The following is a 20645-nucleotide window of genomic DNA, read 5'->3' as shown; positions in this document are numbered from 1 at the left end:
AAGTAGTTGCCCAATAGGTTTTAAAAATCCTCAATAATAGGATTGAAAAAAATTGTTTTATAGCTTTTACTATAATTTTTAAAAATAGTGAGTTATGGCTAAATTAAAGCACAATAATTTTCTTGACACTGTTGTAGAAGTTATGACCAATGCCAAGGAAGAAGGAGCCCTGCATCTTTATGCAGAGGGAAAAAAGTTTAACGGCCGTTATATTGAAACAAAGGGTAAAAAACTTTTCCATTTCGGAACCACGGGATATCTTGGATTGGAGCAGGATGCGAGGCTAAAAGCTGCGGCTATAGAGGCTATAGAAAGGTATGGAACTCAGTTCCCTCTTTCCAAATCTTATATTTCTCACCCTTTGTACGCTGAGCTGGAAGAAAAGGTTGCAATGATTTACGGAAGGCCGGTTATAATCACTAAAAACAGTACTCTGGGACATATGGCGGTAATACCCTCAGTAGTTAAAGATGGGGATGGAGTAGTTCTTGACCACCAGGTGCATTGGAGCGTTCAAAACGCTGTTCAACCATTGAAGTTGAGGTCCGTACCCGTAGAGATGATCAGGCATAGCCGGTTGGATATGCTGGAGGATAAAATTAAGAAGTTACGGGATAAATGTCGCCGAATATGGTATATGGCTGATGGTATATATTCGATGTACGGGGATTACGCACCTTTGGAGGAGCTAACAGCTCTAACTCAAAAATATGAGCAGCTTCGATTATATTTTGATGATGTGCATGGGATGAGCTGGAAGGGTAAAAATGGAAGCGGCTATGTTATGAGTGTGCTTAAGGATCTACCAGAACAGGTGATTTTATTCGGTACCTTAAGTAAAACTTTTGGTGCAAGCGGAGCTGTTATGGTAACCTCCAATGAAAAGATTTTTAATAAGGTGAAAAATTTTGGAGGTCCTCTCACCTTTTCTGCTCAATTGGAGCCTGCTTCTGTGGGGGCTGCTATTGCCTCTGCTAATATTCACCTTTCCGATGAAATATATGATTTACAGGAAGAGCTGGCCGATAAAACTTCCTATTTTAATGAATGTCTTAATAAAACTGAACTACCGCTAATAGCAGAAAATGACTCCCCTGTCTTTTATATAGGTACGGGTATGCCAATTACCGGTTTTAACCTGGTGAACCGTTTGATCAACCGGGGCTATTACGTGAACACAGGAATATTTCCTGCAGTTCCGGTAAAAAACACAGGACTACGAATTACTATTTCACGTCATAATCGGGAAGAAGAGATTCGAGGTTTAACAGAAGTCTTAAATGAGGAATTCTACCTGGCTCTTAAAGACACCAACACAGATCTGGACCGGGTGAATTTTGCCTTCGGTAGAAACTTGAATTTGACCAAAAAAGATAGTACAACGAAAAAAGAATTTCAATGCGAGGTCTACTCTGGTATTCATGAAATGGAAGAGAGGACCTGGAATTGTACCATCGGCCAAAACGGTTTAATAGATTGGCAAGGTATGAAGTTTCTGGAGGCAGTATTCAGTGGGAATAAACTTCCCGAACATAACTATGAGTTTTATTATTTTCAGGTGAAAGATAAAGAAGGAAAACTGGTACTGCTGAGTTTCGCTACTTATGGTCTATGGAAAGAAGACATGCTCGCACCGGTTTCTGTCTCAAAGGAGTTGGAGGAGAAACGGAAAGAAGATCCTTATTATCACACCAGTTACACCTTAAGCCTTGGATCATTTTTAACCGAAGGGGATCATTTGTTTCTAGACCGAAACCATCCTAAATGGAAAAAAGCTTTAGAAGAATTCCTAAAGGAAATGGAACTTCTGGAGAAAAAGCTACAACCGGAAACCGTCCTGCTGAGAGATTTTGATCCCGCAGATAAAGACATTAGTGACATTTTCCATAATCGTGGATTCGTGAAAGTAGATATGCCGGATTCCTGCAGGTACGATAATTTCGATTGGACCACGATTGAAGATTATGCGATGAGCCTGAGTAGTCGATCGCGACGCCACTTAAAAAAGGAAATTCTGGAATTTCAGGATTTTTTCGAAATTCAAATCAATGCTAGGGTCACAAGTGCCCAATTGAAAAAATATTTCGACCTGTACAAGGAAGTAAAGGACAATAACCCGGCTCTTAACACTTTCGAGTATCCTTTTAAACTGTTTGAAACAATGAACCAGGATCCAAACTGGGAATTTATTCAAGTCGTATTAAAAGAAAACCAGGAGGTCATCGGGGTTATGTTCTGTTATAAAAACAGCACGGGAAGCTATGTTCCAGATTTGATTGGAATGGACTATCGTTATAGCAGGGACTTTAATGTATATCGCCAATTACTATTTCAAACTATTTTACGAGCAAAAGAGTTGAGAGTTCAGAAAATTGATTTTGGATTAACAGCGGCTTTTGAAAAGCGTAAAGTAGGCGCTACCGTTATGGCAAAATGTGCGTATCTGCAGGCGCGAGATAATTTTGCCCTTGAATCTTTAGACTGGCTTCGAAAGGATTAAAATATAATGCCCCAAGCTCCATAACACCTATCATTGAAAAAGGCCCAACAACGTTATTACCTGTTTTCCTTAAATGCAAAAGGGATGTGTGAGGAATTGCTTGATAATTTTACAACGAAACTCGAGCTCATTAACAAATCGGGACAATCCATATTAGAGAGAGCAGAGAAGGGGATATTGTTGTGTAATACAACTTTGACAAAGCTTCAGAACTTTGTAGAAAAGGAGGATTTTGAGGATAAGGCTGTCGAAATTGAATTTTTTAAAAATATCAAGCCTTACCCCATGAGCTACCTCATTTATTTTACCGAGGTAAGAAGTTGCGAGCTTGATATTCCTAAAGTCGGGGTAAAACCTAAAGTTCGCTATCTGGAAAAGGAAATCAAAAAGATCAATAAATTTTTTACCCGTAATAATGATTTTGTGCATTATATGGAGCAGGATCATACCTATCTGGATCACCAGTTCTTTACCAGGAATTATAGAAATAATTTTCCCTTTACCCCAACCATCAATTATTATCAATACCCGGAGTTTTCGACCTCCCACGATATGTTATGGGCAAAGGTACAGGCCATGTACCGGTTTATTCATTATATCAGGGAGCGCTTACAAGAGATCCAGCCCGGCCATGAAACCCTTCAACTACAAAAATCCCATAAGCTGCTCATGTGGTCGGGTTCCAAAACCGCTCTTGTAGAACTAATTTATGCGCTCTATGCCAGTGGAGACATCAACCATGGTACTGTAGACTTAAGCAACATTATCTCTTCTTTTGAAGACTTCTTTAATATTCGTCTTCAAAATTCTTATAAGACCTGGTCTGAGATAAAAGCCAGGAAAGGCGAGCGAATAAAATACCTTCCACAACTCATGCTTTACCTTGAGCAAAAAATGCAACGGGATGATGAATGAAATATTTAACTTACCGTAGGTTTTATAAGGTCTATTATTATATCTATCGAGCTTTTATTAATAGGTTTTTCAAAAATAGCCTTTACTTGCGAATATTTTTTTGCCTTTACCTTTTCACTATCAATTGTGGAGGAACTAACAACAATAATTTTCAGAGCACTGAATGCCGGAGACTTTTCGATTTCTTTTAAGAAGGTCCATCCATCCATAACAGGCATATTTAAATCTAGTAGGATAAGAAAATTTGCGGTTTCCTTAAATCGAATATAATTTAGAACTTCCTTTCCATTATTAAAGGTTCTTTCTACTGAGACATTATTTTTTTCCAGTAATTTTCCATGGATAAACTGAATTATTTTATCATCGTCTACAATGAGGACTCTATATATATTTGGCATAATTATCCTCCTTCAATTTCAACTAACCGAAAATTTAAAGTGTCGATAATATCTCCCTCCACAGAGTTTTCGATTAAAAAAGGGATTTTATCATTGCAATAAAAACCTATTTTTTTTAATTGTGAGGGTAGTGGTTGGACGCTGTAATGTCCTGAAGGCAGACCCAGAAAATTGAAATATCCATCGGGTGCAGACAGGAGGGTCTTAATGATTTCCCCCTTCCTGTTATAAATGGCGATTTTTATTCCGCCAATACCTTTTGCTGTGTTATCCATAACATATCCAGAAATTTCACCCACAACTTTAATAGGTATTTGCACATTCTTGACCTGGTTTGGGTTTAAAACAATTTCCAAGGAATGGATTTCACTTATCCAGGCAATATTTTCTAACTGTGCTGTTTCCACTTTGAAATTATAAGTTTTATAAGGTTCCAGGTGGGAATAAATGATTTCTTTGTTCTTTTTATCTTTTGGGGTACCATCTAACGAAATAATCTCTAAACCGTCGAGGATCGGTTCAAGAGGATCTTTCATGGAATTATTATTAATATCCAAAAAGGCGGAAAACTTTACCGATCCCTGACCAAGCGATGATCTTGAAGAAATTTTATAATAATCATTCATAACATCAATCTGGGCGCTTCCGGAAATGGATTCTGAAAAAGAAATATTCCTGTTTTCAAAAGAGCTATTTATGCCTATTCGTGAAAAATTGGTGTTCAGTGAAAATCCCAGATTTAAGGAAAACTGGTTATATTTAAAATTTTGGTTATAGGAAGCAATAATAAAGGCTTCATTGAATAATTTTTTTCTTAATTCACCTCTTAAAAAATTTACTTCACCATCCCTTAAATCAACCTGAATTTGAGGTGAGAATAAAAAATTCGCTGGAAAATGTATAAAGGTTTGTAATTTACTGTAAAATTGGCTATTGCCAAATGAGCTAATGAAGGCTTCGGTAGAGAGGCTATAGTTCATACCCAAACTTCTTCCGGTTAGTTGCCATAAAGCATTGATAAAGTTATTTTCTCTTAAAAAATTTTGGCGGAAAGAAAGCCTTGAAATACCCGAAAAAAGTGCACCCTTAACCGGCATAAAAATTTCGGCAACTCTTTCCTCGAGATATCCAAAGGGTATCGCCTGCTGTCCTGGCCTGTACTTTTTATATTTTAGATCAATCCTGAAATCGGAAGCTGATCTGTAATTAAGATTTCCGAAAAATCCCACCTTGTGCATGTATTCTGTTGAAAGAATGATATTATTTGGCAGTCTCACCGAAGCATTAACAAAAGGAATAAACGGATCTTCTTTTAAGGAAGAGAGATATTCGATCCCCGAACCTATGGTGATATCTCTGGACAAACCATATTGGGTGCGAAGATTGGCGATAATATTTTTTTGTCCATCTTCAATCATACCTGAAGAGAGGGAATATTGAAAATCACCGGCAGGCATAAAATTATAAGGGATTGTCAATATTTTTGATGCGGTATCTTCTTCTCCGAAGGGACCAAAATACTTTAAGGTAATTTCGGTACTTCCATAAAAAACAGGTACCTTAAAAGAAAAGAATCCCGATTCATCGGCACGAGTATAATCAACCATGGTGTTATTGATATATAGCTCAACAATCCAGTTGGGTTGGGTATAATCACTTATTGTATAGGTTCCAAGGCTCTTTTTTCGCGTGGCAGGGATATTGGAAATTTGAAATCCCACCACCGGGTTAAACAGTGAAGCTGTAGAATTGGGGACTATTTTACCTAACTGAATTTGTTGAAAAAGAGAATTGTTATCGCTAACATAACGCCAGGTTAGAAACTGGTTTCTTAAAGTTATTTTCTTTTTAGAATTGTAATTAAACCTTCCTGTTAATTCACCTCCAGCCAGCATAGCTCCAAACCCGGCATTAAACCAGTTATAGCGGTAACCATTTAAGTCCTGATGGGAGAGAAGGTTCCAATCTACAACACCAAAATGAAAAGGCTTCTTATCCCGCTTGATAGAAGTATCAACATCGAATTCATGTGTGATTTTATTAAGATTTTCCCTTCGCATCTTCAATCGGGCTGCTTTTACTGAAGGTAATTCCAGGTCGGTTTCTATGGAAATGGAGAGTTTTCGAAAATTAAATGTTGCATTTAAACCAAAAATATCTCCTAAATAATTCAGCTTCAAAAAAAGGTTAGTTTTTGTTGAAATCAAGGCTCCTTCTTCAAGAACATAACTTTTTCCATTAAATTTTATCAGTTTTTGATTAGTATCTATCGTAAAATTATTTTCAGTAGTTATAAAAAAGCCTTTGATCTGCGAATTGTCATCGCTTAAGCTGTTTTTAATTTGTAAGAATTGAAATAGCTCTGTAATGGATATTAATGCCTGATCCCCGCAAATTAAAGAAGTGATCTCAGTGGCGGGCATTGATTCTACATTTAAAGACAACAATACTTCATCACAGTTTTTTTGTTGAGCTAAGGTTTTGGGTGCAGAACAGATAATAAAAAACAGGAACGCAATTAACCTGAAAGAGATCTGATGCCTTCCAGGACTGGAAAAAGGATTATTTCGATTGACAGCTGTCAAAGCTATTCATTTATGATAGTAGCCCAGAGCGAAAGATTTCCTGAAAAAGTTCCATTAAGGGCCTCACCATTATGGATTTTAAGGATTCCTCCAATCGGGATTTCCAATGAATGATCTTTTTGAAGGGTATATACCGTATTGGTTTCTTCTGAAAGAAGTTCTACTTGCAGCCCCTCGGAATTTGTCATTACTCCGGGTGTGGTATGGACCTGTACCATAATAGGGGTTGTGCTATCTGTAGAAATAGAAAAAATGGCAGGACTATGATTTGGATTGATTTGGGTTGCATTACCCGTGTTCGACCATTCACCCGTTGGAGCTACACGAATAGTGGCATTTTGGGAGGAATTTAAAAGATAGAAATCACCAAAGTTCAATTCCTGGGTCACAGAAATAAAGATATTTTGTGCAGACACGGCTGAAACCTGGAGCAATAGAAAAAATAAGAAGAGCATTTTCATTTTATCCGTTATGGAAGTGGAATTATAGATCCAGTGTGGCCTCCGCAAATTTTTCTTTTGGTTTCTTTTGTGAATAATAGGAAATTTTCAGTGTACCGCTATTATAATTTATTTCTTCTGGAGCAAGGAGTTTAATCCGCGTTTTTCGAAGCGAGCCTGGGGTATACACTGCAAATCCTTTCATTTTTGCAACTTCGGTTTCCTTTCCATCGGGGGAAATATGTTTAACAATTATGTCACCGTAAACTGAAGCATTCCCCTTACGCCTAAAATCCATAGAAACGATGGGAATGGAACCCTTAAATTTTTCAAAGCTGGTATTTTCAATAGTTACTTCCGCATTTGGATTCCCCACTCGTATAATATTGGCAATGCTTATCCCATAGATTGGGGTGAGATTAATTTTAATGCCCTCAGTTTTACCCTTTTTAGGAGATTCAAGGGCGTCTTCCTTAGGTAGTGCCTGTATGTAAAGGTGGGAACGATATTCTCCGGGCTGTAATTCACCGGTTTTTGTTAACTGAATTTTAATTACCTGGGTTTCTTTAGGTGCCAGTGTGATGCTACGGGGAAAAAAGCGAAGGTAAGGGGAGGCAAAATATTGCAAGGAATCAGGTTCCGTTATTTTTTGAAATTTACCATCTACATCCATTTTTATCTCTATGTACGAAATTCTGTAGGTGGTAGTTTCGGTCCCGCTATTATTCAGGTTAAGGGTTTGGACCCGGTTGCGAGTGCCTTCAAAGACAATTCGCTTGGGAAAGATCAAAAGGTCTCCCTGTGCGGAAAGGTTAAAAGTGATTAGGCTTAGAAAAAAAAGTATTAATAGGGCTTGGGTATTGCAATTCATTCTCATCTTCATCAACAACTTTAATATGAAAAATAATTGCCGCGGGAATGCCGCGACAATTATTTATGAAAACACTTAGTTATAGTTAACGGTAAGAGTCATTCCGGTTGCGTTAGTGTACACACCAGGAGCCTGATCAGCACCCACTGTTAAAGTAGCACCAACGTTTACAGTTTGAGTTCCACCAGTTAGGGTACCTGTTGCATCAGGATTACTTACAAAAGTGCCCACTCCCATGGTAGCCGTACCACCACTGTTCGAAATGTCAAAAGCAGAAGGTAGGCTAATGGCATAGGTATAACCATCTGCACCATTTACGGTAAAGGATGCAGCAGAAACCGTTCCCGGAGTACCGGTAATGGTAAGGTCGGTGGCGCTTGCTGTTCTTGTACCGTCAGTAGCAACAGTAACTGTACCACCACTGGATGTACCTACAATATCACCAAAACTGAGAGCCGAACCTCCAGTAATTGTAATGGGGGTGATTACGTTAGCAGTCGTGTTTACCGAAGCAGAGGCATTATCCTGAGCTACGGCATTAGTTGAAAATGCAATTGCCATAATTGCAAAACAAATAAGAGTAATTTTCTTCATCATGTAAGATTTAAATAAACAAATATTAAAAAAAAGTTAAAAAAATTAGACTGCGAAGAAAAATAAAATGGATCGGATAATCGACGAAAGGATAAAATAATCGATGAAATGCATAAAAAATTAACTTTGATATAAATGTCCTAAGATAATGGCTAATTCTTTTAGTAAAAGATATAAAATAACATAACTAATTGTAATGTATATCAAAAGTTAACAATTGTGGTTCAATTTTATTTAAATTATGGTGCGTGGGAATAGATATTTTCTCAATATAATCTGCGGACAAAACCTTGTCTTTTCTAATGTTAGATACTGTTAGGGAATCAAATTCATTACCAGTCTGTTTATAAATAAAAAAGGAAGGATCTAATTCTAAGCTATAGATTTCACCATTGCTTGAAAGTTTCATATCGGCCAGAATCACTACAAAATCATTTGTAGGAAAAATACTATATTCAGAGGAACGAATTGAAGGAAAATGAACCTGTAGGAAATCGTTGGAAGATTTAAAAATTATGGAAGACGATTTCAGATCCGTTTGTAGTGGCGGAATAATTCGGGTATAGGTAGGAACTGAGGATGAATTTTGAGTAAATCCTATAAAATGGATAAAAAGAATGAAAAAAATAAATAATCGCCTCATTCCTTAAAGGAACTCGAAAAATAGTATCAGGAATAATTTATTCGATGTGAGCTAAAAATAAACGATAAAATACATTTTCAGGTGTTAAAAGGTTCTTTAGGATTGCATGATCATTGTCTGTTAAATTTTTTCGTACTCCGAACCTCCTTGTGAATAATTCAGGTTATCGGCCTGCAAATTTGTAGAACGAAAGTCAAATCAACTTCAATCCCATCGTTTAAAATGAAACTTGCGGTGGGATTGTTTTAAAACTCGTTTTACAATGCCAACAAGTATTATTACCACCGAGGATCTCCAAGCTTTCAAGGAAGAAATGCTTACAGAGATCGAAGCAATGCTCAGCAAACAGCAGGGCGGATTCACCAAAAAATGGTTAAAGTCAACCGAAGTCATGGAACTCCTTAAGATCTCCCCTGGAACTCTTCAGAACTTTAGGGTCAACGGCACCCTTCCGTATACCAAAATTGGAGGGATTATTTATTATGAAGCATCGGATATCCAAGAAGTATTAACGGCTAATAAGATCCATCATAATTTTTAGGAGGTTATGAATTACATCGCTCATCTGAATAAAGTCTTAGCACATTTCGGCCGGGATCCCCGTCTTCATCCAACCCATATCAGTTTGTATATGGCCCTTTTTAGGCGCTGGAATGAAGAACATTTCCCGCGATGGCTGACGATCAGCCGGAAACTGGTCATGAAGGATGCCTGTATGGGATCAACTTCCAATTATCACCGGTGTATCAGAGAAATGCACCGATGGGGATACTTAAAATATAAGCCTTCCCATGCCATGGCAGGATCTCGTGTGAGGCTTCTTGTAAACCTTAAAATAGGTGTCCCGCTAGAGGGACAACCTGATGACAAGGCTTGTCTTCTATTGGGACACCGGTGTCCCAATACGGAACAACTGTCCATATATAATAAACATATAAACATTAAAAGGCTTTGGAAAGAAAAAAAAGAAACTATTGAAGATTTTTTTGAAAGGAAAAACCTCGAAAAAGCCACTGAAGAATTTCTGAGATGGGTTTCGCTCGATTACCCCGAGAAGCAAACTTTTGAGGATGTGGACGATCTCCTTGAAGAATGGTACCAGGAAATGAAGACTGAGAAGAAGGCCAAATCTCAGCCCAGAGAAGATTACCTACAGGTTAAAAAAACCAAGCGTTATGATCAACCCCTGTAAAATATCAGATGGTGGGGTAGAGTATATCCTGGGAACCTTTGACGGGGAAAAGGCCGTTTATGATTTTCCTAAGATCCTGGAATTTTTCGAAAGGAAAGGCAGGGAATTGTTCGGCGGACATTTCAGGATTTACCCTGCTGATCATGAGATACTTCATAAACTCTGCAACTATGCCATTCGCGACCCCGTCAACTGCGAAAAATACGGTTTGGATCCCAATAAAGGATTGCTGCTGAGTGGTCCTGTAGGCTGTGGAAAAACCACACTGATGAAACTGCTAAGGCATCTGGTGCCTCACCAGCGCAAGTATGAAGTCATTCCCTGCCGAAATATTGTGTTTGGGTTCAATCATGTGGGATACAAAACCATTGAAGATTATGGAAACAATAGTTTTATCTGTTTTGATGATATGGGAGTGGAACCCGCAGGACGGTACTACGGGAAAGATTGCAATGTGATCGGAGAGATCATGCTCTCGAGGTATGAACTTTTCCTGTCCAACAAAGTAAAAACCCATGCGACCACAAACCTCAATGCCGACGAAATGGAGGAGCGCTATGGCAGCAGGGTAAGAAGCCGGATGCGGCATCTTTTTAATCTCATCGCTTTTGACAGCGAAACACCTGATAAAAGAAAATAACATGAAAATTGCATTTTACAATATCGAAAATCTCTTCTTCAGGCATCGCGAGCTGCTTGAAAAACCAAAAAGCCATAACCATAGTAACTGGAGGGAGGAACTGGACAATTTGATGAATACCAAATCAAACCGGCGTTATGAACGCATCCGGGAATTGGTTTACCTGCTTGGCTTTGAGCATAAGGATCCTTTCAGGTATGGTTATTTGAACCGGAAGGGAATGGTCATGGCCATGAAACCACAACACTATGAGCTTGCAACCAGGGCAGGAGAAATTACAAACTGGCAGGGATGGATTGAAATAGAAAATCGGCCGCTTCCCACCAGATCCATCCATCATAAAGCACAGATCATAGCCGAGACCAATGCTGACGTACTTGTGCTTCAAGAGGTAGAAAGTAAACCGGCGGTAAAGGTGTTTCTTGAAAAATACCTTTCACACTATCCAATCGCACCCTACCGCGATCTCTCGTTTTCACAAGGAAATGACGATCGTGGGCTGGATCAGGCGGTGTTGGTCAGAAAAGGAATTATGCTGGATTCAATGGGCATCTATAACCAGGAAAGAGAGAGCACAGGTGCCTTCCTGTTTGATCGCGATTTCACCGCTTTTAGAATCACCGGAAAAACGGAAAGCTTCTGGATACTGGCGGTACAATTTACCGCAGGAATAGAATTAAAAGAAGAGTTAGAAAAGAAGAGATACCGACAAAGCCAGGCGGTTGCCAGGGTATATCAACAGCTTCGGGAGCAGGGGAATGATCATATTCTGGTATTGGGAAGCCTGTTCGCGGTTTCCTATTGCTATTCACTGTCTCCACTTCTTCAGGATACTGATCTTAAATCTATTTCCCGGCATCCTCAATTTCTTGCAGCCAAAGACCATGGAAAAGATAAAGATTATTATAGCCTGGGGGCCTATGGTCGGGGTCTCAATTTGAAGGAAGAGGTATATCTGCTTGCCAGTCCTGGGATGTATTCAAAAATAAAACGCTGTGGCATCGATCGTCGTGCCATTTGGCCGGGTACTGAAAATCAATGGAGAATTTTAACGACGCTAAAGCAAAAAGAGGAACAGGCCAGTCAACACCCGGTTTTATGGATGGAGGTTAAATTTTAAGAGAACAATAGGAGTTAAGGTTAAAGTTCATTTAAACCTTTTTGGAAATGATCCTAAAAAATACGAAGTGATTATTTTTACAAAAGAAGTAAAAGGGTTATATTTATAACTGTCGCAAAGGGGTGCTTCGTTATGAAGCTGAGAATATACCCTTAGAACAAAATAGGTAATGCTATTTTGGATCTGCGATAAATCAAAGGGAACATTAAAGTAGAATTTATTGTTCCCTTTGTCTATTTAGTAACTCACCGCAATCCTATAGCTTTTTTATACACTAAATACCTCAAAAAGGCTTTTATTTTTATTAGCTATTCCTCTTGTATTAAACAATGGGTAGTCTCTCGCAGATTTAATTGAGAATCTTCAAATTTCATCTATTCCGGATGGTTAAATTCTACTACCACGGTCTAAGGATTTGAGGCAGGTTCTTAGGTTTGAATTATTCTTTAATAAACCTAAAGCCATGAAAATCAAACAAACCTTCACACTTTTTTTGTCCCTGATTTCAATCCCGTCCTTCGCGCAGATCGGCGGGATTGAACAATCTGTTTCGGATATTTCCGATACCATTCGAGCTGTCTTTCCCATTATCCTGGGTGTTATTTTTTTAGTAGGATTTCTTTTCAACGCCGGACATTTTTTCGGAGAGAATGCCGATTTGAAAAAGGGAATTACCCGTGTTCTGGTGTTTGTCTTAATTGCCGGAGCAGTAGTTGGAATTTTTACTTACCTGATCGGAATTGTTGTCTGATGAAGAGCTTTTCAATTTATCGTAGTATCAGGCAAAAGGCACTGCTTTATGGCCTCCCTCTTGAGCGCTTCGCTATACTTATGAGTTCGGTGATCCTATCTCTTCTGGTGGTCATTTTCTCCTTCGGATTTATGGCAGTGGTCTTTTGTTTCTTTTGGAACACGGCGCTGTACTTTTCCCTACTACGGTTAAAAACATTCCGCTCAGGGATGCTAACCGGCAAGGGGATAGCATTCATTTCCTGCAAACAATTAGGTCTTGGAAAATATGCGAATTAATCTCCATGCATATTATCCTATTATCAGCCAACAGGGAGATGCGGTCTTTCTGGGCAATGGTAATTTTTGTTTAGCCTACCGGGTGAGGCTTCCCGAAATCTATTCCCTTTCCGAGACCGATTTTGAAAAACTACATACCTGGTGGCATCAGGCCTTTAAGGGATTACCTTCAGGAACCGTTATTCATAAGCAGGATGTGTATTTAAAACAAGCTTTTAACGGGGAGCGACTCCCTGGTGAAAGTTTTCTGGCCCGGGCAACTTCGAATTATTTTCACGGCCGGGAGTTTCTTTCCCACCAGTCCTATTTGTTTTTCTGCTGGCCTTCCAACCGGTTATTCAATAGAGGGGCGGTGATGAATCCTTTTTTAAAGATTAAAAAGGAGTTCCCGATTACGGCTGATGGCTCTTGTCAGCTTTTCGAGGCGGCAGTTCATGAAGCGGTCAATTTTTTAAATACCACAGCGCTTATTGATCTGGAGGAGATGAAAGCAGAAGAAGTTATCAAACTCACCGATTCTTATTTCAATGGGTTTGGACAGGATGCGGATACCGACATCCGCTCGGGTCAGCTGCATTTGGAGATTGGTGAAAAACCATACGGGATGCTGGCAGTCAATAGCGAGTTGTGCTTTTCCGGAGGAGTTTCCACCAGCCGCATGAACCCGCGGTTTTCCATGGGAGACATTAGCTTTCACCAGGGGTTTATCGATAATCTTGGGCTTGAATTTTCCAGAAATCATGTGGTAAATCAAATTATGTACCTCGATGACCGATCCCACTGGTTGTCGATCCTCAATAAAAGAAGAGAAGAACTTTCCAAGAGTATTCGTTTCGGAACTCAGAATAAAGTCATTCTTGAAAGGATCGAAAAGATCCTTGGCGAGATAAACCGGGACGACCAGGCACGCATAATTCGAGGCCAACTCAATGTACTTTTTTGGAGTGAAGAGAAATCGCAACTTTCAAAGCTTGGAGGCCAATTAAAAGGAGCTTTAAAAGATTTGGATATTCGTCCCTATCAACCTTCAGGAAAAGAGCTCCAGCGATATTTTCTCACCAGCTACTTCGGGTTTTCTTCAGGCTTCTGCAATGAAGACCTGTATGTGAGTGATTTGCGCCATGGCTTATGTCTATGGCTAAATAATACCTCTTATACCAGTGATGGGGCAGGCATTATTTTCAATGATCGGCTTCAGAATATTCCGGTAAGAAAAGATGTTTGGGATGAGGGAAAGAAAAGAATAAAAGCACGCAATTTTGCCATTTTCGCTCCCACAGGAGAAGGAAAATCCTTCCTGGCCAATAATATTCTAAGACAATATTTTGAAAACGGGACCCGGCTGGTCATCATAGATCTAGGAGGGAGCTATTCCAAATTCGCGCTGTTATACCCCGATGACCAGGTAGTATTAAGGTATGAAGATGGAAAAAATTTAGGCATAAACCCCTTTTATATGGCAGGCCCAGATGACCTAAGTCCGGAGCGTATTGAAGATCTGGCCGGATTTTTACTTGAGCTCACTTCTTCCGGACTTAAGGTCGCCAGGGAGGGCCAGGTGGCACTTAAGAAAATCCTGGTAAGCTATTACCGGGAATGTCTTAGCGACCATTCCCTGGAGAGTTTCTTTCATTATGTCAAAGAGATATCAGATCATTTAGAGTCCAAGCTGAGTATATCGCTACAGTTTTTCGATCCGCAACAGTTCCTGCATTTACTCTCGGAATATGTAGAAAATGGCATTTATAGTTTTTTATTCGAGACCAGGGAGGATCAGTCCTATAAACTGGAAGATAAAAAACTGATCATTTTTGAACTTGATGAAGTTCGCGATAACCGTGCTGTGCTTTCGGTGATGCTCATGCTTATCAAGTCGGCTATCCAGCGTACCATTTGGAAAAACCCTTCAGAGCGGGGCATTATTTTATTTGATGAGTTTGCCAAACAACTGAAATTTGAGAATGTACTGGAGAGCGTTGAATTCTATTACCAGGCCATCCGAAAACAAAATGGCGCTATCGGGATCATTCTCCAATCTATCAACCAGTTACCGGAAACTGCGGCATCGGCCAGTATTCTGGAGAATACCCAGGTCATCTATAGTTTGCATAATGAAAAAGGCTATGAAGCACTTCGCAGGCGGCTGAATCTTTCCGCTCATGATCTGAACCAGCTTCATTCCATCCGCAATAACCTTACCGGTCCCCGCAAATACACCGAAGTCTTTATTAAGATCGGAAAACAAAGCAATGTTTTCCGCCTGGAAGTTCCCCCCGAGGTCTATGCGGCATACCTGACCGATGGAAAAGAAAACCAGCAGATCATGACACTTTATAAAGCCCATGGTTCTATGGAAAAAGCAATTGTTCAATTTTTAAACCAGTGACTATGAAACGAATTTTTATTCTCAGCCTAATGGTGTTTTTAAGTTTTTCAAGGCTGGCTGCCCAGGGCATGCCCGTCTATGACAACACCAACTTTTTAGCCCTTGGCCAGCAGCTTATAGAGTCTGCCAAGCAAACCTCCCAGCTGTTACAAACAGTAAGATTTCTCCAGGAGCAAAAAGAACGGATCGAGCAGGTAAGCCAGGTCATTCAGCAACTGAAAACCGTTCGGGAAATTATTTCCAATTATGAAGAACTCTATACTACCGTTCGTAGCGATCTACAGGAGATATTAAACTCTCCCTATATCCATGGAGATGAAGTCACCATCATTAGTGAATCCTTTAATACTTTAATGGATACCGCCCTGGAGGATCTACAGTTTATGCAGGATTTGCTTACTAGCAATTACCTGGAAATGACCGATGCAGAGCGGCTGTCCATTTTGGAAGCTCAGCGAAAACGCTCACGAGAAATGATCCAGGAGATCAGTCTTAAGAAGAAGCGCTACCAGCATATTATAGAATTTCGTCAGGTTAAGGAATCTATTAACGGTCGGCCCGCTAAATACTAAATAGAATGGAGCTGGGTCTGGAATACATAGATGCCATATTTACCACTCTCAAGGAGACGGATATTTCACAGTACACCCTTACCGGGGTAAAAACACTGGCTGTACTTTTATTTCTGGTCAATATCCTAAAGAAATACCAGGAAGGGGCGGTCTCCAGTGATGGCTATACCTGGGGACTGCAACCTGCCGATTTGATTAAAAACTTTACCCTGACGTTACTGGTCATTTTTTCTTCACAAATTTTAGGATTTTTTGACGGTATACTCGTGAGTATCGAATCGAATTTTAGGGATACCGCTCCGGCACTCATTCCTTTACAGCTTCAGGATGTGGAAATCGAGCAGGATCTGGGCCTGGTGGAAGCAGGGAGTAAAGCCCTCGGCATGCTATACGAATACCTGGTCACTCCTTTTTATCCGATGAAAGTGGTAGCCTTTATCCTCGGCTTGTTTTTATGGATCATGGATCTTTTCATCTATCCGCTCTTTTTAGCCGAACGATTCTTTTTGCTGGGGTTACTGCAGCTCTTTTTTCCTCTGGTCTTATCTCTGGCAGTATTTGAGAAATTCCGGGAAATGGGCTATCGTTTTTTTCGGTTGTATGCAGCGGTTTATATGGTAGTGCCAGCTTTTTTTCTGGTCAATATTTTTATCAACGAACTCTACAGGGCCATCAACCTTGATTTTTGGCCGAACCTGGTAGGAGAGGATGTGGACGGAACTATTCTGGCCCCTGTGATCCAGTTAGGTTCCATCTGTTTTATTGTATTACTTAAATTCAAATTATACCGAAAAGCGATCAGTTTCACTTTCCGACTTTTCGCCAGTTAAATTCAAATTTATGAAAACACCATATATGCATATTTATCGAGTCCTGCGCCTTAATCGATTCGTGGTGCTGACCGTGATCTTCATTTCCTTTGGCAGTAGTGTAATTTCTCTGGTACAGGTCCGTAAAGCCTACCGGGAATTACTGGATAAGGCTTTTGTTGTAAATGGAGATGGGAGTGTAGTACCACTTTCCCTTGTCAACCAACGGGAAAACCTGGAAGTAGAAGCCCGGGCTCACCTGGATCTTTTTCATCGGTATTTCTTCGATCTCAATACCAGTAATTACGAATCGAGCCTGGAAAAAGCCCTTTGGTTAGGGAACAGTTCTGTAGATGAAGTTTACCGGCAGAAAAAGGCCGATGGCGTTTACAATCGGCTTTTGCAGTATTCACTGGTTCAAAAAGTAACCGACCTGCATTCTGAGCTGGATCTATCAAAGAGTCCCTTTAAGTTTAGGACCACGCTGCATTTTGAGATCAACCGTGGAAGTATTACCGATCGATACGAGTTAGTCACAACCGGAAAACTTATACGTGTGGATCGAAATTTCCCCAATAATCCGCATGGATTATTGATCATCGATTTTTTTGAAAACAGTTTAAAAAAGTTACCCAATGAAAATAAATAAACGAAAAGTAGTTTTTGGAGGATGTATTCTGATCATCCTGTTACTGATGGTCCTTTATTGGATTTCAGTATTTGGAGATACCAAGGAAATCACCCCATCGCTTAAGGAAACTTCTGTTCCCAGACTGGAGAAGGAGCCTGAGCAGTTTAGTAGCCGTAGAAAGGCAATAGATCAGCTACGGGAGAAAAAACCTTCCCTGGCTCCCAGTATTTATGATGAGAGTCTTCTGGATTCCTCGGGAACCTATGATCCTTATTTAAAGGAAAAAGAGAAGCTGAAATTAATGGATAGTATTCTGGCCACTGGCCCTGAGGAATATGATTATAACATTCCCGAAACGATTGTTGAGAAAACAGAAAAATCTCCAGAGCTTTCTGATTCACTGATGCCGCTTAAAATCTTGGAAGCATTCCTCGGAAAGGGGCATGCTCAATTTTTTATCGCGAGTCCCTCACCAAAAAACAAATCTGATAGACCCCCAATAAAGGCGGTCGTAAATAAAGACCAGGTGGTCAGGAAAGATGAGCGTTTAGAGCTTCGTCTATTGGACTCCTTTATGGCCTCCGGGGATACCCTGGAGAAAAATACGATCCTTTATGGACAGTGCAGTTTTAAGGCTAATCGTTTGATGCTGACTATTTACCCAAAAGGAAAGTTATCGCAACAGCTGGAAGCCTATGATATTTCTGACGGTCAAAAGGGGATTTATATCCAAAACAGCTTCCGTAGCCGGGCTACCACTGAGGTTTTAGACGATGTCATTCAGGATATCAATATTTCGGGGGTACCGCAGGTAAGGGGGATCAAAGGTCTTTTCCAGCGGGACAATCGAAATGTAAAAGTCAAAGTCCTTCACCAATATCAATTACTCTTAAAACCAGCATTATGAAAAATCTTTTATTATCAATGACGTTTTTTTGGATTCAAATAAGTATAGCACAGCATCCGCCAGTATTGTACTGTAATTCCAGACAGAATGTAGCGGTGGTGTTGCCATCCCCGATTTCCAGTGCTATTTCCGGCTCCGAAGATTTTGTCTTCAGTTATAACCAGCAGGCGAGTGACACGCTCGGCCTTTTGCAGGGCCGGCAGGGAAGAGCCAGTAATCTTTTTATAAGAACGGCCGATGGGGGATTTCATTCATTTATTTTAAAATTCAGGGACAGCCTTCCGACTTTCACCTATTATATCAGGAGTGATCAAAAGGCTATGGAAGAAAAGAAGACCAGCGATCGCCCAGACCGATCAGTGGTATCAACAAAAAAGTCGCTATCTGATTCATTAAATACGATTCTTGCCCAACATTTAATGGAGGCTAAAGAAAGGTCCTCGTTAGGGGTTGCCCGAAAAGGACATATCAAATTTGAAGTGAAGGCGATAGCTTATATAGGTAACAGCGTTTATATTCGTTATAAAATCAGTAACCGGTCAGCTATTGATTTTGAGATCAACCAGGTTGGCCTTCGGATCTTACAGGGAAGTAAACAAAGAAAAAGTTCTTACCAGGAAATCCCAATAGATCCGATTTTTACCTATCAATTACCAGATCTTATTCCGGCGGGGCATTCCAAAGGATTTGTGATCGTTTATCCAAAGTTTACTGTGACCAAACAACAACAGTTAGAAATAATGGTCAATGAGAAAAATGGAAGCCGGTATCTTTCTATGTCGCTCCGAAGTAATAAAATCAATAAACCATACAGACACTAAAAAGGATGGTTACAAAGAATTAATTAATGCCGAGGCCTCCAGGTAAATCTTCTTAAAATTCTCTTCGATATCCTCCCTACCGGGATGTCGGAATAGGGAAGGCAGTGATTTTAATAATCGCTGCCTTTTGAACTGAATAAGCTTTTCTTTACCATCTGCATAGGCCACAAATTGCCCCGGTTTTAATCGAAAAAAAAGATCCGCTCTTCGTTTGGAAACTTCGCGTTGCGAGCGGGTGATTCGTGTATCGAAATTCATGGACCGACTCTCACTAACGCTAATCATTTCTTTATGCGTAAGTTCGAAAAATTGCTCATAATACCGGGCCGTGGCCGGGTCATTGGCTTTTCCAAAGAATTGATAAGAGAGATTACTAAGAATGGCTTTACTGGCTTTTTCTCCATAAAGAAGGTCATTCTGGATTTTATCCTGCATGACGTAAAGGGTGGCAATATCATAGCTCCTTAGGGTGGCAGGCACCCGGTGCATATTTAACAGGCGCAGGGTAGGAGCCTCTTCCATGAGAATAAAGGAACTCTCCCTCCCACGAACACTCATTTGTTTGATGATAATATGAATGATAGTGGCAATAACCGGAGAATAGGCGGCATCCAGTTTAGGGTTATTCACAATAGATACCACCGCGGGGTTTTCAGGATTATTGATGTCCAGTGCAATATCATTTCCTGAAAGGGTGAAGAAGATCTTACGGGTACTGATTTTTTTAAAAGCGTTCGCCAGGGTACCTTTCACGGCGGCCGTTTGTCGTTCAGAATCAATACCACTTATAAAAGCGTCTGCCATCCCCCTGGAAGTAAAATCGGAACTCAAAAACCTTATCAGCTGTTCGCTGGTCATCAGCTGATAAATTGCAATCAGATGGGGCAGGGTGCAGCAGGCAGGGTGGTAGGTACGGAGTTTCCAGATTAGGCCACTAAGAATCCCTTCCACCGCATCGTTAAAAAAACGGGTAGAGCCAGAAGCATACTGGTCTTTTTGTTCCAGTAGGTTTTCCATCAGCACCCGGGCCACTTCATTCACGCTTTCTTCATCAGGAAGATAGGGTGGAGCGATGGGATTGACCCGGTGGAAAATAGGATCGAAAGAGATGATAAAAAAAGGAATATTGGATTTGCGATATAGGGGATAGGCTAATTCCGTGAGTTCAAAATTTTTATAATCATGAATGATCCCGCAGAATTGGTGGCGGTGAAGATGTTGAAGGAAATTATAAATGACACTTTCAGTCTTTCCGCTTCCAGCTGCCCCTGTGATAGAAACCCCGCGCCGGAGATTTTGTATCTTAAAAGAACCATTTTGAAGTAAGAAGGGTACCCTGTATTTGGGAGCAAGATTTTCATCCTGATCCTGATTTCGGAAACCATGGATAAGAAGGATTTCAAGAAGCAGGGGTAAGATCAGCAATAAACAAATAAGAATATTTTTTTGGGTCAGGAAATAGGTCGGGGAGAAAATGATACCCGCTAAGGCCAGGTTCAGCCAAACCCCACGGTTATAGATCCGTTCAAGGGTTAAAAAGCCGATAGTGCAGACAGCATAAGCTAAAAGTAAATGTAAGGCCATATTTAAAA

21 protein-coding genes and 1 riboswitch are annotated in these 20645 nt (G+C 40.1%); of the genes, 14 read left to right on the top strand and 7 right to left on the bottom strand.

The genetic code is table 11. The features are described 5' to 3' along the window. Positions 1 to 94: 94 nt before the first annotated feature. Both C7S20_RS02580 and C7S20_RS02575 read left to right on the top strand, forming a co-directional pair. Positions 95 to 2500, top strand: coding sequence for an aminotransferase class I/II-fold pyridoxal phosphate-dependent enzyme (locus C7S20_RS02580; protein ID WP_107011014.1), 2406 nt, complete (start codon positions 95 to 97; stop codon positions 2498 to 2500). Between the two features lie 33 nt (positions 2501 to 2533). Continuing rightward, positions 2534 to 3415 (top strand): RteC domain-containing protein, encoded by an 882-nt coding sequence (locus C7S20_RS02575; RefSeq protein WP_341476513.1) that lies wholly within the window; start codon positions 2534 to 2536, stop codon positions 3413 to 3415. Between the two features lie 5 nt (positions 3416 to 3420). Here C7S20_RS02575 and C7S20_RS02570 read toward each other — a convergent pair whose 3' ends face one another. From C7S20_RS02570 to C7S20_RS02545, 6 genes are all read right to left on the bottom strand, one after another. Then, entirely contained in the window at positions 3421 to 3813 is a 393-nt protein-coding gene (locus tag C7S20_RS02570) for a response regulator (protein WP_107011012.1), read from the bottom strand. Between the two features lie 2 nt (positions 3814 to 3815). Continuing rightward, positions 3816 to 6236 carry a carboxypeptidase-like regulatory domain-containing protein gene (locus C7S20_RS02565; protein ID WP_159039856.1) on the bottom strand — a complete coding sequence of 807 codons (2421 nt, stop codon included), beginning with the start codon at positions 6234 to 6236 and terminating at the stop codon, positions 3816 to 3818. Positions 6237 to 6400: 164 nt separating this feature from the next. Continuing rightward, positions 6401 to 6859, bottom strand: a complete 459-nt coding sequence (locus C7S20_RS02560; RefSeq protein WP_107011010.1) for a DUF4402 domain-containing protein — start codon at positions 6857 to 6859, stop codon at positions 6401 to 6403. 22 nt (positions 6860 to 6881) lie between these two features. Next, positions 6882 to 7715 (bottom strand): fimbrial biogenesis chaperone, encoded by an 834-nt coding sequence (locus tag C7S20_RS02555; RefSeq protein WP_159039855.1) that lies wholly within the window; start codon positions 7713 to 7715, stop codon positions 6882 to 6884. 69 nt (positions 7716 to 7784) lie between these two features. After that, the gene (locus tag C7S20_RS02550; protein WP_227009084.1) at positions 7785 to 8306 is read right to left on the bottom strand and encodes a DUF4402 domain-containing protein; all 522 of its coding nucleotides are present in this window, start codon (positions 8304 to 8306) and stop codon (positions 7785 to 7787) included. 184 nt (positions 8307 to 8490) lie between these two features. Continuing rightward, positions 8491 to 8946 carry a hypothetical protein gene (locus tag C7S20_RS02545; RefSeq protein WP_107011008.1) on the bottom strand — a complete coding sequence of 152 codons (456 nt, stop codon included), beginning with the start codon at positions 8944 to 8946 and terminating at the stop codon, positions 8491 to 8493. A 262-nt stretch (positions 8947 to 9208) separates the two neighbouring features. Between C7S20_RS02545 and C7S20_RS02540 the strand changes: the two genes are divergently transcribed. The 12 genes from C7S20_RS02540 to C7S20_RS02485 all read left to right on the top strand — a co-directional run bounded on the left by C7S20_RS02540 (position 9209) and on the right by C7S20_RS02485 (position 19053). Then, positions 9209 to 9487 carry a helix-turn-helix domain-containing protein gene (locus C7S20_RS02540; RefSeq protein WP_107011007.1) on the top strand — a complete coding sequence of 93 codons (279 nt, stop codon included), beginning with the start codon at positions 9209 to 9211 and terminating at the stop codon, positions 9485 to 9487. Between the two features lie 6 nt (positions 9488 to 9493). Next, positions 9494 to 10138, top strand: a complete 645-nt coding sequence (locus C7S20_RS02535; protein ID WP_107011006.1) for a hypothetical protein — start codon at positions 9494 to 9496, stop codon at positions 10136 to 10138. Next, entirely contained in the window at positions 10122 to 10778 is a 657-nt protein-coding gene (locus tag C7S20_RS02530) for a P-loop NTPase family protein (protein WP_107011005.1), read from the top strand. The genes C7S20_RS02535 and C7S20_RS02530 overlap by 17 nt, the downstream gene beginning before the upstream one ends. Before the next feature lies 1 nt (position 10779). Continuing rightward, positions 10780 to 11898, top strand: a complete 1119-nt coding sequence (locus C7S20_RS02525) for an exonuclease/endonuclease/phosphatase family protein (protein ID WP_107011004.1) — start codon at positions 10780 to 10782, stop codon at positions 11896 to 11898. A 108-nt stretch (positions 11899 to 12006) separates the two neighbouring features. Further along, a riboswitch (TPP riboswitch) is annotated at positions 12007 to 12098 on the top strand. Positions 12099 to 12361: 263 nt separating this feature from the next. Next, positions 12362 to 12649, top strand: a complete 288-nt coding sequence (locus C7S20_RS02520; protein WP_107011003.1) for a hypothetical protein — start codon at positions 12362 to 12364, stop codon at positions 12647 to 12649. After that, the gene (locus tag C7S20_RS02515; RefSeq protein ID WP_107011002.1) at positions 12649 to 12927 is read left to right on the top strand and encodes a hypothetical protein; all 279 of its coding nucleotides are present in this window, start codon (positions 12649 to 12651) and stop codon (positions 12925 to 12927) included. The genes C7S20_RS02520 and C7S20_RS02515 overlap by 1 nt, the downstream gene beginning before the upstream one ends. Beyond that, positions 12917 to 15313 carry a TraG family conjugative transposon ATPase gene (locus tag C7S20_RS02510; RefSeq protein ID WP_107011001.1) on the top strand — a complete coding sequence of 799 codons (2397 nt, stop codon included), beginning with the start codon at positions 12917 to 12919 and terminating at the stop codon, positions 15311 to 15313. The genes C7S20_RS02515 and C7S20_RS02510 overlap by 11 nt, the downstream gene beginning before the upstream one ends. Before the next feature lie 2 nt (positions 15314 to 15315). Continuing rightward, a complete protein-coding gene (locus C7S20_RS02505; protein ID WP_107011000.1) occupies positions 15316 to 15885 on the top strand; it encodes a conjugal transfer protein in 570 nt (189 codons plus the stop codon). 5 nt (positions 15886 to 15890) lie between these two features. After that, positions 15891 to 16715 carry a hypothetical protein gene (locus C7S20_RS02500; RefSeq protein ID WP_107010999.1) on the top strand — a complete coding sequence of 275 codons (825 nt, stop codon included), beginning with the start codon at positions 15891 to 15893 and terminating at the stop codon, positions 16713 to 16715. A gap of 10 nt (positions 16716 to 16725) precedes the next feature. Then, the gene (locus C7S20_RS02495; protein ID WP_107010998.1) at positions 16726 to 17343 is read left to right on the top strand and encodes a conjugal transfer protein TraK; all 618 of its coding nucleotides are present in this window, start codon (positions 16726 to 16728) and stop codon (positions 17341 to 17343) included. Next, positions 17330 to 18232, top strand: a complete 903-nt coding sequence (gene traM / locus C7S20_RS02490; protein ID WP_107010997.1) for a conjugative transposon protein TraM — start codon at positions 17330 to 17332, stop codon at positions 18230 to 18232. The genes C7S20_RS02495 and traM overlap by 14 nt, the downstream gene beginning before the upstream one ends. Next, a complete protein-coding gene (locus C7S20_RS02485; RefSeq protein WP_107010996.1) occupies positions 18229 to 19053 on the top strand; it encodes a DUF4138 domain-containing protein in 825 nt (274 codons plus the stop codon). Before traM ends, C7S20_RS02485 begins: the two co-directional genes overlap by 4 nt. A 9-nt stretch (positions 19054 to 19062) precedes the next feature. Here the strand turns inward: C7S20_RS02485 and C7S20_RS02480 are convergent, their stop codons facing one another. Then, a complete protein-coding gene (locus tag C7S20_RS02480) occupies positions 19063 to 20637 on the bottom strand; it encodes a type IV secretory system conjugative DNA transfer family protein (RefSeq protein WP_107010995.1) in 1575 nt (524 codons plus the stop codon). Positions 20638 to 20645: the final 8 nt, after the last annotated feature.

The sequence above is a fragment of the Christiangramia fulva genome (assembly GCF_003024155.1).
GTDB classification, from domain to species: domain Bacteria; phylum Bacteroidota; class Bacteroidia; order Flavobacteriales; family Flavobacteriaceae; genus Christiangramia; species Christiangramia fulva.
The sequence above is the reverse complement of the archived record's forward strand: the minus strand, read 5'-3'. Positions and strand labels throughout refer to the sequence as shown.

Excerpts from the sequence above, each read along its gene's own strand:
- C7S20_RS02580 (WP_107011014.1), top strand. The coding sequence starts at position 95 with ATGGCTAAATTAAAGCACAATAATTTTCTTGACACTGTTGTAGAAGTT.
- C7S20_RS02570 (WP_107011012.1), bottom strand. The coding sequence starts at position 3,813 with ATGCCAAATATATATAGAGTCCTCATTGTAGACGATGATAAAATAATT.
- C7S20_RS02565 (WP_159039856.1), bottom strand. The coding sequence starts at position 6,236 with ATGCCCGCCACTGAGATCACTTCTTTAATTTGCGGGGATCAGGCATTA.
- C7S20_RS02560 (WP_107011010.1), bottom strand. The coding sequence starts at position 6,859 with ATGAAAATGCTCTTCTTATTTTTTCTATTGCTCCAGGTTTCAGCCGTG.
- C7S20_RS02555 (WP_159039855.1), bottom strand. The coding sequence starts at position 7,715 with ATGAGAATGAATTGCAATACCCAAGCCCTATTAATACTTTTTTTTCTA.
- C7S20_RS02550 (WP_227009084.1), bottom strand. The coding sequence starts at position 8,306 with ATGATGAAGAAAATTACTCTTATTTGTTTTGCAATTATGGCAATTGCA.
- C7S20_RS02545 (WP_107011008.1), bottom strand. The coding sequence starts at position 8,946 with ATGAGGCGATTATTTATTTTTTTCATTCTTTTTATCCATTTTATAGGA.
- C7S20_RS02540 (WP_107011007.1), top strand. The coding sequence starts at position 9,209 with ATGCCAACAAGTATTATTACCACCGAGGATCTCCAAGCTTTCAAGGAA.
- C7S20_RS02535 (WP_107011006.1), top strand. The coding sequence starts at position 9,494 with ATGAATTACATCGCTCATCTGAATAAAGTCTTAGCACATTTCGGCCGG.
- C7S20_RS02530 (WP_107011005.1), top strand. The coding sequence starts at position 10,122 with ATGATCAACCCCTGTAAAATATCAGATGGTGGGGTAGAGTATATCCTG.
- C7S20_RS02525 (WP_107011004.1), top strand. The coding sequence starts at position 10,780 with ATGAAAATTGCATTTTACAATATCGAAAATCTCTTCTTCAGGCATCGC.
- C7S20_RS02520 (WP_107011003.1), top strand. The coding sequence starts at position 12,362 with ATGAAAATCAAACAAACCTTCACACTTTTTTTGTCCCTGATTTCAATC.
- C7S20_RS02515 (WP_107011002.1), top strand. The coding sequence starts at position 12,649 with ATGAAGAGCTTTTCAATTTATCGTAGTATCAGGCAAAAGGCACTGCTT.
- C7S20_RS02510 (WP_107011001.1), top strand. The coding sequence starts at position 12,917 with ATGCGAATTAATCTCCATGCATATTATCCTATTATCAGCCAACAGGGA.
- C7S20_RS02505 (WP_107011000.1), top strand. The coding sequence starts at position 15,316 with ATGAAACGAATTTTTATTCTCAGCCTAATGGTGTTTTTAAGTTTTTCA.
- C7S20_RS02500 (WP_107010999.1), top strand. The coding sequence starts at position 15,891 with ATGGAGCTGGGTCTGGAATACATAGATGCCATATTTACCACTCTCAAG.
- C7S20_RS02495 (WP_107010998.1), top strand. The coding sequence starts at position 16,726 with ATGAAAACACCATATATGCATATTTATCGAGTCCTGCGCCTTAATCGA.
- traM (WP_107010997.1), top strand. The coding sequence starts at position 17,330 with ATGAAAATAAATAAACGAAAAGTAGTTTTTGGAGGATGTATTCTGATC.
- C7S20_RS02485 (WP_107010996.1), top strand. The coding sequence starts at position 18,229 with ATGAAAAATCTTTTATTATCAATGACGTTTTTTTGGATTCAAATAAGT.
- C7S20_RS02480 (WP_107010995.1), bottom strand. The coding sequence starts at position 20,637 with ATGGCCTTACATTTACTTTTAGCTTATGCTGTCTGCACTATCGGCTTT.